Here is a 15,631-nt window from a genome sequence, read left to right on the forward strand (position 1 = left end):
CTAAAATCAGGAAGTATAACGTAAATGGTTGCCAAGCCGATCTCTTTTTAATCTGCTATTAAATTCATGCCAATTAAAAGGCCAATTCTAAACTTGTTGTTTCGGTCAACGTTCTGGGTATTGCCAAAGGCGGGCTGCTTTGCAAACATTTTTAAAGAAAAACCGAACCTGAGCAAAAAATTTTTCTGCTGACTAAAATACAAAAAATAAGAAAAATTTTTGCGGATACTGCTAAATGAGTTCTTAAAGACAGTATTGGCTTGCCAAACCACTTCGTTAGATTTTACTCCGTTTTTTGCCAAAACACTTTAGCGGAAGTTTTTTATCTTAAATCCAAGTAACCAAAAAATTCGTTCGGTGGAATTTTTAAATCAATAAATTTGAAGTTTAGTTTTTGATTTTCACTTTCCAGGAGTTCATAAATTTTTTTGCTTTCAACATCAGAAGACAAAAAGAAATTGATAGTTCCTTCTACATCTGCTTGAGAAAATAATTTTGAATCGTTGGGAATAATATTTCTTTTTTTCAATTGAAGTTTGTTTTTGTTTGTAAAAACAATTCTTGCAATCTCTCCTGTTTTCACTGCATGGTTCAAATTAAAAGGAAGAATAGCAAGGTTTCTCAAAGGTAATTCATTTATGGAACCGCCAACACAGTATTCAGCAATTGCAATAGTTGAAATATACATTTTGATTTCATTTGTCAAAAAGTATTTGTAGTAATTCATAGCATTTTCAAACAATGGATCATCATCATTTAAAAATCTAATGAAAAAACTTGTATCCAATAATACGCCACTACTAACTTTCATAACTTTCCCTAAGTTGTCTTAACCAATCATCAGCATTTATATTTGAAAGCCAAGATTTTTTTGCTTTATTTCTTAAGTTTTGTAGATAGTTTTCATCAAAAATGGGATTATAGTCTATTAATTCTATAAAATCTAAATTTGTAAAATCTATATCTCCATTTTCAGAATGCTGTTTTCCGTTTGCCCTTATTCCAAGGTATTTATATAAAATATTTTCTTCTTGTTGTTCTAGGAAAGATATTGGTGTCTGAATTCTTACAGTTCCATACTCATCAGTTAGCAAATGGATATTCGCTCTGTCTTTTCCTCCTGCATTTGTAACCTTTCCATAAAAATAAAATTCTGCTTCTGCCCAAATTGCTTCAGTTCTTTTGAAGTCAGTATTTTTGTCAATATGAATATTGTTAGTCTTATCTAAAGAAGTGGTTATATCAAAAGCAAAGTCTTTTTTCTTTGCTAAATCTTGCAAATTTTCTATTGCCTTTGCGGTTCCTAAATCTAAATAATCGATTGAGTTAGTTGAAGAAATTAATCCTAAAACTGCATTAAAACTTACTATATATTGTATGCTTGTTTTAAAAATATTTCTAACAGAACCTTCTTGAATATCATAAGAAATTAAAGGTCTATTTTTTTTATCTCCATTATAAAGTAAGTCATCAACATTTTCAAGAATAGAAATAATCTCCCGAATATCAAAGTTATCGGGATTAATATCTACGTTTCCAATTTTTCCGGAAACTTTTATTTCTATTTGGCCATTCTTTTCCACTTGACAAAAATAAACAAAAAATCATTGCTTTTTTTTGCGGTTACTTTTTCCATAAAATTACCGCTAACGGTTGCGCTTGACGAAGTTCCGATTTGAGGGCGATTTTGCCAAACGAAGTTTGAGCAAAGGTAAAGCCCGTAAAAAATCGGAACCAACTAAGCGTAGCGATCTCATGAGCGCAAAAATAAAATAAAAATATTGCGAATAAATTTCGGTCAAGCATCGTGTTGAACTGAGCCCCTTGGCAAGTGAAATACGCAACGTGTGGAAAATTTGGTCAACGGTTTGGGTATTGCCGAAGGCGGGAAATCGAAGCGCAATGTTTCGATTTAGCACCAAGGCGAGTCAAAACGAATAAAATTCGTTTTTGCGATGATAGAAGCACTAACCGTGAATTTATAACTTCAGCCCTGATCTGGCAATCCTTGTTAGCGGCAGGTGTTTTGGTTATTTTGTTGCTATATAAATTTCAACTTCTGAATTTTCTCCGTTTTGAGAGTTTTCTCCATAAACTTCAAAATCGTAAGTATATTTTCTATTCAATTCTTTGTCTCTGTTCCAAATGTCAACCCAGGTATCCACAATTGCATCTGGCATTTTACCTTTGGCTGTAAATTTCTGAAAATTGTCGGGTTGAAATTCACGTCCGATTAATCCTTTTGGAATTTTATCAAGTGATGAAACCTGAACTCCAATTATTGTTGTATAATCTTGTGTAAAGTCGCTTTTGTAATCTGTATAAATTACCAAGATTTCATTAGAAACTTTCTTATGTATTTTGTTTAAGATATTTTCAGCAAAAAATTGCCCCCAAAGTTTCCCTAAATCTTGCTGTGCTTGATTGTCTTTGTTTGTCGTTCGGATTGCTATTCCGATTATTTTAAATCCGTTATTCATGTGTATATTTTTTATTTTTTCTTTATGGTCACATGGAATAGCCTTTATTCATTCGCGGTTGGTATGCAAATTTGTTTATGGCTATTTCATGTGTTAATATTTAATTTTGTCTTTATGGTCACATGGAATAGCCTTTATCATCCGCGGTTGGTATGCAACTTGGCTTATGGCTATTTCATGTGTTAATATTTAGTTCGCCGCTTTGCGGCTGTTTTTAATGGTCGCATGGAATAGCCTTTATTCATTCACGGTTGCGTATGCAACCTTGTTTATGGCTATTTCATGTGTTAATATTTAGTTCGCCGCTTTGCGGCTGTTTTTAATGGTCACATGGAATAGCCTTTATCATTCGCGGTTGGTATGCAACTTGGCTTATGGCTATTTCATTTTATTATTTTATCAGCTGTTATAACTCTGTATGTATTTGAGTTGACTGTTATTTTAATGTTCTTTTTAATGTTCGAAATGTAGAAATTCTTCCCTACTTTTTCAAAGTTGTTTATAGGGGTTTCAGTATTGTTACAAAAAGATTTGTTTCGATGTCTGCTTTTGAAAAATTGCTTTTTAGTTTTTTGTTTATACGGTCGTAAACACGTTCGGTATAGCAAATATTATTCAGAATTTTGTTTTTGTCAATGCTCATTTTGGTTCTCGTAGATTTTAAACTGTTGAGTAGTTCTCTATACTTGCCACTAACGTTTTGCGTTATGAAAAGTTGCTGAGTGCGATCGATTTCTTGTCAAGTTACACAAAAAGCTTAAGCGGGCTATAACCTTGAAGAACTTACTGAACCGGCAATTTTTTATAGTCCGTGAGACGTTTTTATCAATTTTCTCAAGTTAATATATGGTTGATAATGAGAATTGTTTTTTATACGATAAATCGTTTCATTTTTTCCATAAATCAAAAAGTGCTCAGGCGCATTGCTTATCCAATCGTCATTATAGTGATTTATCTCAATTAAGAATTTTTTGATTTTTAAAACATCGCTTTGGCTTAGAACAATATCTTCTGTAATGGGTTTAATATCAGCAATATTGTCTTTATATTTAGCAATTACTTTTGCCGTATCTTGTTGTATTGAGTAAGTATTAGGAAGACTAAAAAATCTACCTCTAAATCCATCTTGCCCCTTTACTATCCAAAATCCTTCATCATATCCACCAAATTCTCCACCAGAAGCAATATAAACATTGATGAACAGAGTATCGTTTATTCCCAATCTATCCAGAATAGTCTCTTCTTTATAAAGTCTTTCAGGTAGTTTGTCATAACAAATCTTGATACCTTTCAAATCAGAGCCGTTAATCTCAAATGTTGGGAAATCTTGGGTGTCAAAATAGGTATCATACATTATTTGATAAGTCCCATTTTGCACCCCTTTAAATTTAAATTTTCCATTTGTACAGAAAATATTTCCGAGAAGGGTTTGATGATAAGTAGAGGCAGAATCTATTACGACAGAATCTTTTAATAAGTATATGTATCCGCTCGGTTTATTTTTTGTGTCTGAGCAAGCAATCACTTCTCCTTTAATCACAAAATTAGATTCTTGGCTATGAGCACTCAAAAATCCCATTGTTACAATCAGTATTGTTATGTAGTGTTTCATCTTAAAATGGCTTGTAACGTTTTTGGCTTCTGCATTCTGGAGTATTATTTGACCACAAAGTTAGATTTATTACAAATGTTTAATACAAGTAAAATTTTAAGTTTTCGTGTTACCCCGCCTCACGCAAAACCGCTGTTCATGACTGCATTCTTGTTATATTTTATGTCTGTTACTTCCATTTTCAACCAAGTCCATCTTCTTTGTCGAGTTTCCAAGTCGAGGTCATTTTTGCAGGAACTTTTATTGCTTCAAATATCTTATAGTCCGTAATGTTCATTTCCCATTTGTGTCGTTTGGCATCTGGTTCGTTGTCTTTATAACGTAATGCCGAAAATTTTGTGACGTCACCTTTGGAATTAAAATAAAATGTTCCGCTTCCTGACGTATTTTTGTAGGTCATTGTTGCTGTTGCTTTATTGTCGTCTATTTGTTCCCAAGTAATGTATGGACTTAAAGCTAATGAAGGAAACCAAACCATTTCGCCTAAATAACGTTGCAATGCGCCTTCGTTTAGTTTCTCACCACGTTCATTAACGACATTGATTAATGAATTCATTTTTATCAACATTGTACCCTTGCCGTACTTAAATTTATCTCTACCTTGAAAGTTCAACAAACTATTCATCTTTACATGTACTGTCCATATAAATGCAGGATTGCCAATGGTTGTGTATTGAATAGCGGTGGCACTCGCCCAATTTTCTTGTTCAGGTTTCATTTTCATTTCGGCTTTCTGCGTTACTTTACCAATGCTGGTATATGGATTTCCAACTGCTCCGCAAGCACGAAGCCAATTCTTTACAGGTTCCGGTAAATATCCAATGTCGTTTTCGTTGATTATTTTATTTTTAACTAATTTGTTTTGACTTAATAAATGCCTGGTTTCTTGCTGAACAAGTTTTTGAAAATTGAAATGTCCGTATGAAATCATTGTCACCAGCAAAATAAGCATATTAGGTAGTGTTCCGAATTTAGCATCTTTCCAAAACATAAGAATAAGACTTTGGGAAATCACAACAGCCCCAAGTCCGACCAACCAACTATATTTTGAATTGAGTAATTGTAAAATACCAAATGTCAAAACAACAACTGCCGCTGTCAACCAAAGAAAGCCAATTGGTTTAGAAATTGGGAGTGTCAATTCTTTGACTTCTTTAAATCCAAATCCTTTAACAAATCCAAGCAGGTGGATTAATCCGTGAAACAAAACGATAATTAAAAATACTATTCTCATTATTGTTATCTATCTCTTGAGTCTCTATGCCTGCTATTAACGTTCCCGCGTATTGGCGATGGGGGTATTTTTATCTCCGAAGTTCAATCGAAGAACAAAAGTTGAATTTTGCACTTCCGCTCTTACGAAGCACTTCAGCCCGCCTTGCCAAACTGCTTGTTAGGCGATGTTTTTATTTTGAGCTTGGTATTTTCCCTTCTATCCATTCTTGCTTTTGTATTTCAGCTCCACTAATAAATAGAAAATTTGAATTCTTAATGTCAACAAGCCCAAACGAGAGAACCATATATTTTCCCTCTAAATATTTTTTCTCAGTTTCGTTCGGTTCAGAAGGTCTTAAATATCCAAGCACTCTTATTTTATCGCCAACTATATTTTTTTTATTTTTAAACATCAAAACTGTCCACAAGTAATCATTCTCTCCAATTTTAAGTTTGTAAAATGGCGTATTATTTCTGCTATTTTCAATTCGTTCGATTATGCCGTCAAATGCAACAATTTGTCCGTTAAATTTTTTTAGTTTTTTAAAGTTTTCTTCGTTTAGATTTGTTGGAAATGATTTTTCGTTTGCTTTTGTTACCGGCTCGGCATTTTGTCCGAATAGATTTACAAAAGATATTGTGAAAATTAAAATTAAAAGTATTTTCTTCATTTTATTGTTAATGTTTTTATTCAGTAAGTTATTTTCAATCTTAAATTTATTCTTCCCGGATAAGTTCAGCAATATAAACTATTTCACATAATGTTCCAGGTCTTGGAAATAGCCTGCATAAGCACCCAAATAGTTTTTGAAGCAGGTTAATTATTTTCGATCCCGCTTTTTCAGCAAGTTGCATTACTTCATTTACTTCATTCTCTTTATAACATTATGTCCGATAGTGAATTCTAATGGGGAAATATTTTGTATCGGAATATTAGTGTCATTTGAGATACTTTTTCTTGGCCAAAGAGCCAATCTTACACCACTTTGAAAATTAAAAAATGCAACCGCACCATGTTCAAATCCTCTTCCAACAATTCCGTCTGTTGAAAGTCCTAATCCGTCTCGATAAAACTCAACTGATTTTTCCAAGTCAGTAACCCCCTAACGTTAATACTGTAATTCGTGGTTTCATATTTATTTGATTTTAATTCACTTGCACAGTGTCGGTTTACAATGACCGCTAACGTCCCAATTTATGATTACTTTAATCCCGCCATAATTACCTCGCTAATGTTTTACTGTTATTGCAATATAAGTTTATATCAATCATATTGCAAATTTTTTTTATTAACATTTTCCGTATTACAGGATGTTTTATGGTGAATACTTATTAATGTATGTCGGTTGTGTAATTGCTTTTTTGTAATCTTCAAAAACAGTATCGAGAAGTTTATAGAAAAATATATACACTGGCTTATTAGCAAATGCTGTTTGTCATAGTAAAATTCTACAAACCCAAATCAATAAGAAATTGCAATTACAGCCATTAGATTTTTTTTACAGATTTGTATTGTTGAAATGAGTTCTTAATCAAGTCCGATAACTCTTTTAAAAGTTTGTCGTCAATTGCTTTGAAGTTGAAGCATGATTTTCCTTGCATATGGTTTTTAAGACCTTGGCTAATATTGTCCAGCAGGTTAGGGTAATAATAAAGGGGCATTAAGTGGAATGCAACGTATGACTTTTTTATTTGAACGGCACCAAAAAATTCAGTCTTTTTATTTGTATCCGACATGGGTGTATTCAAATAATAGTTATCTTCTTTATCATGAAGTACTTTTAGTTCTGCTTCATATTTTTTGAGAAGCGTTTTAAGTTTATTGAACGTATAGTTATCAGCCATTGGATTTTAATTTATATGAATTATGCCCCAATAATGTTGAGGGTATAAAAATGAGTAACCCAACAATTATAAACCAAGCCGGGTGTGGTAAAAAAAAGAAATTAGCAATGGCAGAGAACGTCAAAATGCTTCCTGCCGTAATAGGTAACTTTTTGTTTTCATTTTTACTAACTAACTTTATTATAAAGCCACACAAAGCGGAACCAATTATCCAACCTGCTAAAACAAATAACCAAAGCGTTAGTGGTTGGTGTTTATGAAACGCTTTACCGGCAATACTGTCTTTGTAGTCGAAAGTTTGGGCTATTGGGTGTAAAGAACTATTGATTGTCTCAACAATAAAAAAAACTACCATAGCCGACACCAGACCAACTATCACAGAAATAATGTTACGCTTCATGTTTTTTTTAGTAGTATTTAAGGGGCAAAAATAGAGAATGCGATTTTTCCATAATTGTAAAATTGTAACCTACTGAAACGGGATAAAATGCGGTACTATTTTAAGTGTTTTTATTTTTAAAACAAGGCTGGCGTATTCATTTGGGGTAAGGTTTGTAAACCTTTTGAAATCATTTATAAAATGTGATTGATCAAAATATTCTAATTCATAAGCAACATCAGTAAGTTTCTCTGTAGGTGAAGTACTTATTATTTTTAAAGTATTTTGGAGCCTGTTTAATGAGTACAGTGTTTTGGGCGAAACTCCTGCAAACGCTTTGGATAAGTGGTTTAAATGTTTACGAGATATTTTCAGTTTACTGCAAATTAGGTTGATAGAAAGAGGTGCATTGTTAGATAATATTAACTCTAATGTTGAAGTCAGTTTTTTGTCGGGAAACTTATTGCTCAATAATTTTCTGTAAAGAAAATTTTCTATAAGCAGGAATTGTTCTGCTATTGAACTTGCTTCTTGCAGTTGTTCCCAAGTTTCATCAGCTTCTCTGTTAAAAATATTGTCAAGTGTTACATAGGTGTTTGCATAATAGTGTAAAGGATCATTGAGGAAAATAAAAGCACCCAATGTTTTAAATTGAATGACTAACATTTTACTAGTTCCATAGCTTTCCACATTTACAGGTTTGGTTTGGATGCCTGAAACCCAATGACGTTTATAGTCAATATGATTAGTAAAATCTTTGTTTGTGAACAGTCTGAAATTGTCTTCAAGGTTAAATACAAAACTCATTGCAATTTTAGGAAGGCTCGTTCCTTTATTATTACCCTCTATGTAACATATACTGTCAACATAGTTGTCAAGGGGAAGTTTTGGTATGTACTTTTTGTAAATCATTAAGCCTTGCAGAATTTTGTTGTGTTTGCTTGGAACACTTGCAGGTAACGTTTTGGCATGTTTACGCAAGCACGGCATTGAAAACCGCCAGCCAAATATATTCCCAAAACTGATAGTAGCACAAATGTTTAAATACTTCAGCCGTGGTTTTGCAAATATGTTTGTTGTACGACGTTTTTTATGCGGTTATTGGATTAACTCGTATTTGTCCGCCAACTGCTTTCAAAACTTTCATAATAGTTGAAAACTGTGGTTTTGCGCCTTCAGATAACGCTTTATACAAACTTGGTCTGCTCATTCCGGTTGCTTCTGCAATTTTAGTCATTCCGATTGCTTTTGCAATATTTCCAATTGCAACAACAATTTCAGAATCATTACCTTCTTCAAGTACAACATTCAGATATTCAGCAATCATTTCGTTATTGTCCAAATAATCTGCAATATCAAATTTTGAAATTTCCATTTCTTTATTCTTTTATTTTATTCCAAATTTCGTTCGCTTTTTCAATATCTTTTTGCTGGCTTGATTTATCACCACCAATTAGCAAAATGATAATTTTTCTATCTTTCTCCTTAAAATAGATTCTGTAACCTTTTGCATAATTAATTCGCAGTTCTCTGATTCCATTTCCAACAGGTTTGCAATCTCCAAAATGTTCTTCGTTTTCCAATTTCTGGATTCGGAACAAGATCTTTGCCTTTGCTCTGATATCTTTTAATTTTCGTATCCATTTGTCAAACTCATTAGTTTTCTCAATAAAGTACATTTTGTATTCATTAGGATACAAATATAGGAAAAAGTTAAATCAATTCAAGTTTGTTTTGAAGCGGAATATTAATAAAATGGCGTACGACGGTTGCGCTTGACGAAGTGCCGATTTGCGGGCGATTTTGCCAAGCGAAGTTTGAGCAAAAGTAAAGCCCGTAAAATCGGAGCCAACTAAGCGTAGCGATCTCGTGAGTGCAAAAATAAAATAAAAAATATTGCGAATAAGTTTCGGTCAAGCGTCGTGTTGCACGCAGCCCTTTGGGCAAGTGCAATACGCAGCGTATGGGAAAATTTGGTCAAGCGCAACCGTTGACACGCATCGCCGGAGAAAAGGCCGGGAGTTCAACCCCGTAGGGAGGACAAAGGCATTTTCCAATGCAGGGTTGCGTGTCAACGTGGGGGTATTTGCGAAGGTCTACCCATTGTGCGACGGCCATTGTGGTGAGGCGGCAGACTTTTGCAAATACCATGTTATGTGCATACCCTTTTCTGTTTTGTCAGTTGGTGGATAATGTTTATTTTTGTCATATGAGAATGACTGTAATGTTATAATATCCTTCGGGCTTAGTTCTTAAGCAATACGCTATGCTTGTACGTAGCGTACTTTTTCTATTGTTCAAAATTTTAGTGATAATCTTAACTAAACTTAATCGGTCAACAGATAGTTGTTGCCCCTTGTAATGGTTTATAAAATATAAAAAATATGCCAGATATACTAAGTAAAGAGAAGTAGAACAGTTTGTTCTCGATGGTTTTGTTCGTATCGACAATGCATTTCCACAGCGACTTGCTGATGAGGTTGTCAATCATTTATGGAAAGACATTCCTTTTGAAAGGTCAAATCCTGATTCTTGGGTTGAACCTGTGGTTCGTTTAGGCATGTACACCCAAAAGCCTTTTATTGATTCTGTAAATACAGAGAAACTGTATTCAGCTTTTAGCCAATTGATTGGTGAAAATAAATGGCTTCCTTGTCGAAATGTAGGAACATTCCCTGTTAGGTTTCCGTCTGTTCAACAGCCTAATGATACTGGCAAACACGTAGATGCCAGTTTTCCTGGCAATGACCCTAATAATTATTTTGAATGGCGTATCAATGTCAAATCAAAAGGGCGAGCCTTATTAATGCTTGTATTGTATTCAGACGTTAGCGAAAATGATGCGCCTACGGTCATTTATGAGGGTTCTCATATTGATGTTGCAAGATTATTGTCTAAAGAAGGAGATTTAGGTCTTTCTTTTATGGAACTTGCAGGCAAGTTGGACGAGTTGCCAAAAAGAAAAGAAGTGTATGCAACTGGTAAAGCCGGTTCAGTTTACCTATGTCATCCGTTTTTGGTTCATTCAGCTCAACCACATAGGGGAAGTACGCCTAAATTTATGGCACAACCACCTTTGTTGTCAAAGGGAGAATTGTCTATTTCAGATTTTGATGTCGGCTATTCTCCCGTTGAAAGGGCAATTCGCTTAGGAATAGATTAGTCATAAAGATGTTCATTTTGAAAGAGGTTGTTTTTTAGCAGCCTCTTTCTTTTTAGAATTGCACATAACGGTTGCGCTTGACGAAGTTCCGACTTGAGGGCGATCTTGCCAAACGAAGTTTGAGCAAAAGTAAAGCCCGTAAAATCGGAGCCAACTAAGCGTAGCGATCTCATGAGCGCAAAAATAAAATAAAAATATTGCGAATAAATTTCGGTCAAGCGTCGTGTTGCACGCAGCCCTTTGGGCAAGTGCAATACGCAGCGTGTGGGAAAATTTGGTCAAGCGCAACCGTTGACACGCATCGCCGGAGAAAAGGCCGGGAGTTCGACCCAAGGGAGAACGAAGGCGTTTTCCAAGTCAGGGTTGCGTGTCAGCGTCCGGCGGCTTTGCCGTTCGGGCGGGTTTTCGGAGCGATTTCCTGTCGAGTTACGAAAAACTAAATGCGAAGCAAAAAACTTTGAATTTCCACGTCACCCCGCCTGACGCAAAACCCGTGTTATATGCTGTGGTTCTTTTGTCTGTCACCGTTGCCATCCTTCAATTTTAAAGTTTTTTTCAATTAGTTTTCGTTCTTTCCCACCATTGTCAGGAACAAACCAAACTTCAAATCTTGCGGCATAAGGTTTACCCCAATCTCCTTCATAAATTGTAAAAATACCTTCTGCACTATAACCTTCTCTTGCAGTCATTTCAAACTTTGCTGTCGTATCACTTGAATTAAAAACTTTTATTCTGCTTCTTTCTTTAAGTCTGTCTGCTGATAAAGGGTCGTTGTGTGTAACTTCAAATGCTTTTAAATAACAATAACCACTCTCAATTTTTTTTGTCCAAACAGCGTATGAATAAAGTCCTGGTTGAAATGAGTTGAAAATGTAAAAGTCAATGTCTGCAATGTCAGTTGGTTCAGTTTGGTCAAGTGGCTCATTGATTTTTAGGTTTGTCGGAATTTTTAAATTGTCAGCGTATGTGTCCGGCATTGATTGGTCTTTCCAAAACAAGGCTATTGAGTAAAAGAAAAATGCAACCAATGAAACTCCAATAATTGTTGCCGTCAATATTGCAAAACGCCAGTGTCTTTTTACTAACTGATATATTGTCGAAATGATTAGTCCTAAAAAACCAAGAACAAATAGCAGAAAAGAGTAGTCTTGTAGTTTGTGGATATTTGTCAACTCACACAAAACCATAATTAAAGCTGTCAACCCAAAAACAAGAACAGGTCGCCACCATTTGTCGAAGCAATATGTTAAGATTTTCGTCATTGTCGTTTAATTGTTGTGTGTCGTCCTACCATAGCATATAACGGTTTGGTATTGCCGAAGGAGGGGGTTTTTAGCACTAAGCTTAATCGAAGTACGAAAGTTAAATCATGCACAGATGCCAAATTGAAGCCATTCAACCCCGCTTTTGGCAATACCTTGTTACCTGCAGGTGTTTTTTATTTTAGTAGTTCAGGATTATTATAAATCCAATCAACTTTAAAAACAAAAACATATTCGTTAGTTACATCCTTTACTTGAATTGGTAGCATTAGTTTAACTTCTCCTGGGATTTCTGCAGGTTTACTTGGATACATTGGATCTGTTACCCATTCTTTTAATGCATCACTATAACGGATATTTACTGTTGGAACAGCAATATCGTCTATGCTCGCATCTTTAATTAAAATCGAACTTGGTTGGTCATCATTTTTTTGGGAATATTTTGTTCCTACGTGCATAACTTTGGATGAACTTCCATTAAAGTCCACAAAAACTGCCTCATTCCAAACTACCTTTAAACTATTTTGAGAAACATTTTTTAATAAAAATTTGAATTCTTGGCTGGTTCCAAAAATCAATATGTCAATATAATCGTCGGCATAGTTGTATTTTGTTATTCCGTCAAGTTCAACAGTTTTCGTTTTACCATATCTAACTCTTGAATCCGCAGGTTTTTCAACTTTTACCAGAGTAGAAATATATTTTCCACTCAAATCTTTTATAAATGCGTCGTGTTCTGCTGTCTCCGCAGGAACTGTAATTTTCTCACCTGTTATGGAATTTTTTACAACGAAATGAAGAGTTGGATATTTAGCCGAAAAAGAATAAGAACTTTTTTGTGATGTCATTAATGCGTCTGTTACTTCGTATTCTGCTTTTACTTTTGGATTAGTGAACTTCCTTCCTAATAAACTTGGTTTGTCTTTGTTGAATTTATCAACTAAAAACAAAGGAATACTATAATCTTTTGTAATGCAAAAAGTGTATTTTCCAAACGAATAAAGTTCATCTTGATTATTTACTGTCATCTTAACTTTTGCCTTTCCGTTTTTTTCTTTTAAAACGAAAACCATTTTTTTATTGTCACCCTTGATTTCAGATATGATATACTCTTTATCAAAACTACCTTTAAATTCTTGTTTATCGGTGTATGAAGGCGGGTCTGTTGGAAGATATTTTACTGTTTCCCCAATATATTTTTGGTATTCATTTAGAGTTTCACATTTTTGAATTCCATAAGTTCCAAATTTTGCTTCGGGATGACTAGCGTAAAGTTTCGAACCAAAGAGTGTCGAAAACACAATAAGTAGGTAGATAAATTTTGTCATTATTAATAATTTTTATTTTTAAGCGGTTTCTATATAGACTTGCCGATAACGGAGTAGGTATTTGCGATGGTGCGGAAATAGCGAACCGTCAGCCGAGTTTTGCACCAAAGTTAAATAGAAATACTAAAGTGGAGTATTTAACGTCAATCCGCACTATTGCAAATACCCTGTTAGCGGCTGCCCATTTTGTTTTATTTAGATATATAGATTTTCTTTGCTAGCTCTGTTAATTCATAAGTTTTAGGTGTTGTATCGTGTCTTTTTACTAATCCTTTTTGCAAATCTAATTTTCTACTGCGTTGGGCAATTGATTGAGAAGATATATCTAGTTCTTCTGCAATCTCTTTCGCTTGGACTGGATTGTCGATTTTTGAAAGTTCAGTAACTATTTCAATATCAGAAGTGTTTAATAAATTATCTTTTTCAATCTTTTGTAATTCCTCGCTTATTTCTTTAGAAATTGGTTCAATAATAACCTGTTGCTTACATTTATTGCATTTAAATTCAGAAAATTCCAATAATGGGATTTGCTCTTGTGTGAAACTTTGATTACATTCTTCATTTGAGCAATGAATACTTTTACTTGTTGCTAAAAATTCTTTTAAAAGAACATTAAAACTAAACGGTCGTTCTATAAAATATTTTCTGTGTTTAGAACCTTTAGGTTTTCCCCAAAGTAAATTATGTTTTTGGGCTAAACCATAGTTTAAACATAAAATTGCTGAATTTCTTCCATCTTTGTCACTCATCTCTGTGTACTTAGAAACAAAGAAATTTAGTTCTAATGTTTTCAAAAATGTTTCTAAGGAAATGTCAAAGTGAAAATGACTAGAGTATGGGAATGTAGGAATATATGCTTCAGTAGAATATTCTCCCATTGTAATTTTTCTTTTTACTTCAATCATTTTATCTACAAATTTTTGAAGTAGGTCTCTTAATTGTAGAGTATCAATTTTCTCATTTAGAGACAATAGCGAATAGGTTGTTTTATGAAAAAATGGCTCAATCTTTTCTTCATAATAACGATTTGCTGCCGCCTCAATATCTGACTTGTTTATTGATTTGTTGTAAATGATTTTGCTTTGATAGCAATAGGAAAGAATATATCCAATAATTCTCGGAACATTCATTGATGTTTGAAATAATAATTCATAATATTCATCAATTGAATTTCTTGAAATATCAAAAAAATCACTTGGTTCTTTTCCGACAAAATGCTTAACTCGTTTTTCTATTAATCTCTTGGTAAAGTCAATTGCACCTTCCTCCATTTTATTTCTATCAAATTCGGAATACAAGTTATAAAAATCAAGATTAATTGTGTCAATCTTTCCTGGGTCAATTTTTCCATAATATATGCGATTTGGATAGGCTGCAATTTTGAATTTTATAAATTCATCCGACCAATTATTAAGAGGAGCTAATATGGTATCAACAAAAGTCTTGATTGCAAAATCATCAATTTCAGAGAAGTCATCTAACAAAACAACAATATGCCTTATTTTAACACATATAAGTATTTCTTTTAGTTCTTCTATAAAAGATTTAATCTGAAAAATCTGCAAGAATATAGTAGAAAAATTTTCTTCAATCTCTGATGCATTTTTTGAAGATCCTGACTCACCTTGCTTACTTGAAGCGTTCAAGTTTAATTTTGGACTAGAAGTATCCACATTTAAACCAATATTATTATCACTAGAATGTGATGTTTCGGATGATTTTTCTTCTGCCTTCTTTCTTTTTAAAGAAATGTTCTTGATAATGGGAATTTCAATCTCCTTAAGTATTTCATTATCCTCAATTTGTCGTTTAAGTTTAGCAATTTTACTCTTAAGTTCTTCCGCTTTTGTTGAACCTAAAAATTGTTTAATTCTTTCAACCCAATTATCATATTTTAAGTCAATTTCTTCAGCAATTCTTTTAAGAACACTTTGTAGAAAACTCCTTTCAATTAAATATTTCTTTATCGTTTTTTCTGGCAAGTAATCTGATAAATAGTCAAAGTTTACATATTCGGTTTGAGCCAATTCATAGATAGTCTTTACATCTAGATAACAAGGTAAATATTTTTCTGATTTTCTTAATTCCTGTTCAATTCTTAAAAATATTGTTGATTTTCCTGTTCCTTTTCGTCCGATTAAAAATGTGGTATTTTCTTTTGTACTTCTTTTTAATATATGGTCATTCGGAAGCAAATCCGTATATAAGACTTGTAATAGATTTTTACCTTTTTCGTCAATTAAGTCTGCCCTTCTATATTTTTTTAGAGATTCAATTGCTTCAAAAAAGTTGTCTTTCTCAGATTGTGTATACATTGTCAATTTTTTGTTTGGGTTGCCGCTAACGG

General features: G+C 33.5%; 18 protein-coding genes. 1 reads left to right on the forward strand and 17 read right to left on the reverse strand.

What is annotated here, in order from left to right; genetic code table 11:
- Positions 1 to 47: 47 nt before the first annotated feature.
- The 14 genes from OD355_RS13260 to OD355_RS13320 form a co-directional block, all read right to left on the reverse strand.
- The gene (locus tag OD355_RS13260) at positions 48 to 302 is read right to left on the reverse strand and encodes a hypothetical protein (RefSeq protein WP_263038974.1); all 255 of its coding nucleotides are present in this window, start codon (positions 300 to 302) and stop codon (positions 48 to 50) included.
- Between the two features lie 20 nt (positions 303 to 322).
- Positions 323 to 811: a PIN domain-containing protein gene (locus tag OD355_RS13265; protein ID WP_263038975.1), complete on the reverse strand. Its 489-nt coding sequence runs from the start codon at positions 809 to 811 to the stop codon at positions 323 to 325.
- A complete protein-coding gene (locus OD355_RS13270) occupies positions 801 to 1,583 on the reverse strand; it encodes a hypothetical protein (protein WP_263038976.1) in 783 nt (260 codons plus the stop codon). Before OD355_RS13270 ends, OD355_RS13265 begins: the two co-directional genes overlap by 11 nt.
- 447 nt (positions 1,584 to 2,030) lie before the next feature.
- The gene (locus OD355_RS13275; RefSeq protein WP_263038977.1) at positions 2,031 to 2,480 is read right to left on the reverse strand and encodes a GyrI-like domain-containing protein; all 450 of its coding nucleotides are present in this window, start codon (positions 2,478 to 2,480) and stop codon (positions 2,031 to 2,033) included.
- Between the two features lie 383 nt (positions 2,481 to 2,863).
- The gene (locus OD355_RS13990; protein WP_382303522.1) at positions 2,864 to 3,088 is read right to left on the reverse strand and encodes a DUF3781 domain-containing protein; all 225 of its coding nucleotides are present in this window, start codon (positions 3,086 to 3,088) and stop codon (positions 2,864 to 2,866) included.
- A gap of 194 nt (positions 3,089 to 3,282) precedes the next feature.
- A complete protein-coding gene (locus OD355_RS13280) occupies positions 3,283 to 4,092 on the reverse strand; it encodes a hypothetical protein (protein ID WP_263038978.1) in 810 nt (269 codons plus the stop codon).
- Between the two features lie 181 nt (positions 4,093 to 4,273).
- Positions 4,274 to 5,326: a DUF6544 family protein gene (locus tag OD355_RS13285; protein WP_263038979.1), complete on the reverse strand. Its 1,053-nt coding sequence runs from the start codon at positions 5,324 to 5,326 to the stop codon at positions 4,274 to 4,276.
- A gap of 172 nt (positions 5,327 to 5,498) precedes the next feature.
- Complete coding sequence (locus OD355_RS13290) at positions 5,499 to 5,978, reverse strand: hypothetical protein (RefSeq protein WP_263038980.1); 480 nt, start codon at positions 5,976 to 5,978, stop codon at positions 5,499 to 5,501.
- A gap of 192 nt (positions 5,979 to 6,170) precedes the next feature.
- Positions 6,171 to 6,398 carry a VOC family protein gene (locus OD355_RS13295; RefSeq protein WP_263038981.1) on the reverse strand — a complete coding sequence of 76 codons (228 nt, stop codon included), beginning with the start codon at positions 6,396 to 6,398 and terminating at the stop codon, positions 6,171 to 6,173.
- Positions 6,399 to 6,795: 397 nt separating this feature from the next.
- Positions 6,796 to 7,152 carry a hypothetical protein gene (locus OD355_RS13300; RefSeq protein WP_263038982.1) on the reverse strand — a complete coding sequence of 119 codons (357 nt, stop codon included), beginning with the start codon at positions 7,150 to 7,152 and terminating at the stop codon, positions 6,796 to 6,798.
- Entirely contained in the window at positions 7,145 to 7,552 is a 408-nt protein-coding gene (locus tag OD355_RS13305; RefSeq protein WP_263038983.1) for a hypothetical protein, read from the reverse strand. Before OD355_RS13305 ends, OD355_RS13300 begins: the two co-directional genes overlap by 8 nt.
- Before the next feature lie 69 nt (positions 7,553 to 7,621).
- Positions 7,622 to 8,443, reverse strand: a complete 822-nt coding sequence (locus OD355_RS13310) for a helix-turn-helix domain-containing protein (protein ID WP_263038984.1) — start codon at positions 8,441 to 8,443, stop codon at positions 7,622 to 7,624.
- Positions 8,444 to 8,621: 178 nt separating this feature from the next.
- Positions 8,622 to 8,906 (reverse strand): addiction module antidote protein, encoded by a 285-nt coding sequence (locus tag OD355_RS13315; RefSeq protein ID WP_263038985.1) that lies wholly within the window; start codon positions 8,904 to 8,906, stop codon positions 8,622 to 8,624.
- A gap of 4 nt (positions 8,907 to 8,910) precedes the next feature.
- Positions 8,911 to 9,210 carry a type II toxin-antitoxin system RelE/ParE family toxin gene (locus tag OD355_RS13320; protein WP_263038986.1) on the reverse strand — a complete coding sequence of 100 codons (300 nt, stop codon included), beginning with the start codon at positions 9,208 to 9,210 and terminating at the stop codon, positions 8,911 to 8,913.
- An 881-nt stretch (positions 9,211 to 10,091) separates the two neighbouring features.
- Here OD355_RS13320 and OD355_RS13325 point away from each other — a divergent pair.
- On the forward strand, positions 10,092 to 10,694 hold the full coding sequence (locus OD355_RS13325; protein ID WP_263038987.1) for a phytanoyl-CoA dioxygenase family protein: 603 nt from the start codon (positions 10,092 to 10,094) through the stop codon (positions 10,692 to 10,694).
- A 521-nt stretch (positions 10,695 to 11,215) separates the two neighbouring features.
- Here OD355_RS13325 and OD355_RS13330 read toward each other — a convergent pair.
- The 3 genes from OD355_RS13330 to OD355_RS13340 all read right to left on the reverse strand — a co-directional run.
- Complete coding sequence (locus OD355_RS13330; RefSeq protein WP_263038988.1) at positions 11,216 to 11,956, reverse strand: hypothetical protein; 741 nt, start codon at positions 11,954 to 11,956, stop codon at positions 11,216 to 11,218.
- Positions 11,957 to 12,132: 176 nt separating this feature from the next.
- Complete coding sequence (locus tag OD355_RS13335; protein WP_263038989.1) at positions 12,133 to 13,284, reverse strand: hypothetical protein; 1,152 nt, start codon at positions 13,282 to 13,284, stop codon at positions 12,133 to 12,135.
- A gap of 191 nt (positions 13,285 to 13,475) precedes the next feature.
- On the reverse strand, positions 13,476 to 15,631 hold a 2,156-nt coding region (locus OD355_RS13340; RefSeq protein ID WP_263038990.1), incomplete at its 5' end, for a hypothetical protein.

This window comes from Haoranjiania flava, assembly GCF_025631005.1.
GTDB classification, from domain to species: Bacteria; Bacteroidota; Bacteroidia; order Chitinophagales; family Chitinophagaceae; genus Haoranjiania; species Haoranjiania flava.

Excerpts from the sequence above, each read along its gene's own strand:
- OD355_RS13265 (WP_263038975.1), bottom strand. The coding sequence starts at position 811 with ATGAAAGTTAGTAGTGGCGTATTATTGGATACAAGTTTTTTCATTAGA.
- OD355_RS13275 (WP_263038977.1), bottom strand. The coding sequence starts at position 2,480 with ATGAATAACGGATTTAAAATAATCGGAATAGCAATCCGAACGACAAAC.
- OD355_RS13280 (WP_263038978.1), bottom strand. The coding sequence starts at position 4,092 with ATGAAACACTACATAACAATACTGATTGTAACAATGGGATTTTTGAGT.
- OD355_RS13285 (WP_263038979.1), bottom strand. The coding sequence starts at position 5,326 with ATGAGAATAGTATTTTTAATTATCGTTTTGTTTCACGGATTAATCCAC.
- OD355_RS13290 (WP_263038980.1), bottom strand. The coding sequence starts at position 5,978 with ATGAAGAAAATACTTTTAATTTTAATTTTCACAATATCTTTTGTAAAT.
- OD355_RS13300 (WP_263038982.1), bottom strand. The coding sequence starts at position 7,152 with ATGGCTGATAACTATACGTTCAATAAACTTAAAACGCTTCTCAAAAAA.
- OD355_RS13305 (WP_263038983.1), bottom strand. The coding sequence starts at position 7,552 with ATGAAGCGTAACATTATTTCTGTGATAGTTGGTCTGGTGTCGGCTATG.
- OD355_RS13310 (WP_263038984.1), bottom strand. The coding sequence starts at position 8,443 with ATGATTTACAAAAAGTACATACCAAAACTTCCCCTTGACAACTATGTT.
- OD355_RS13315 (WP_263038985.1), bottom strand. The coding sequence starts at position 8,906 with ATGGAAATTTCAAAATTTGATATTGCAGATTATTTGGACAATAACGAA.
- OD355_RS13320 (WP_263038986.1), bottom strand. The coding sequence starts at position 9,210 with ATGTACTTTATTGAGAAAACTAATGAGTTTGACAAATGGATACGAAAA.
- OD355_RS13325 (WP_263038987.1), top strand. The coding sequence starts at position 10,092 with ATGTACACCCAAAAGCCTTTTATTGATTCTGTAAATACAGAGAAACTG.
- OD355_RS13330 (WP_263038988.1), bottom strand. The coding sequence starts at position 11,956 with ATGACGAAAATCTTAACATATTGCTTCGACAAATGGTGGCGACCTGTT.
- OD355_RS13335 (WP_263038989.1), bottom strand. The coding sequence starts at position 13,284 with ATGACAAAATTTATCTACCTACTTATTGTGTTTTCGACACTCTTTGGT.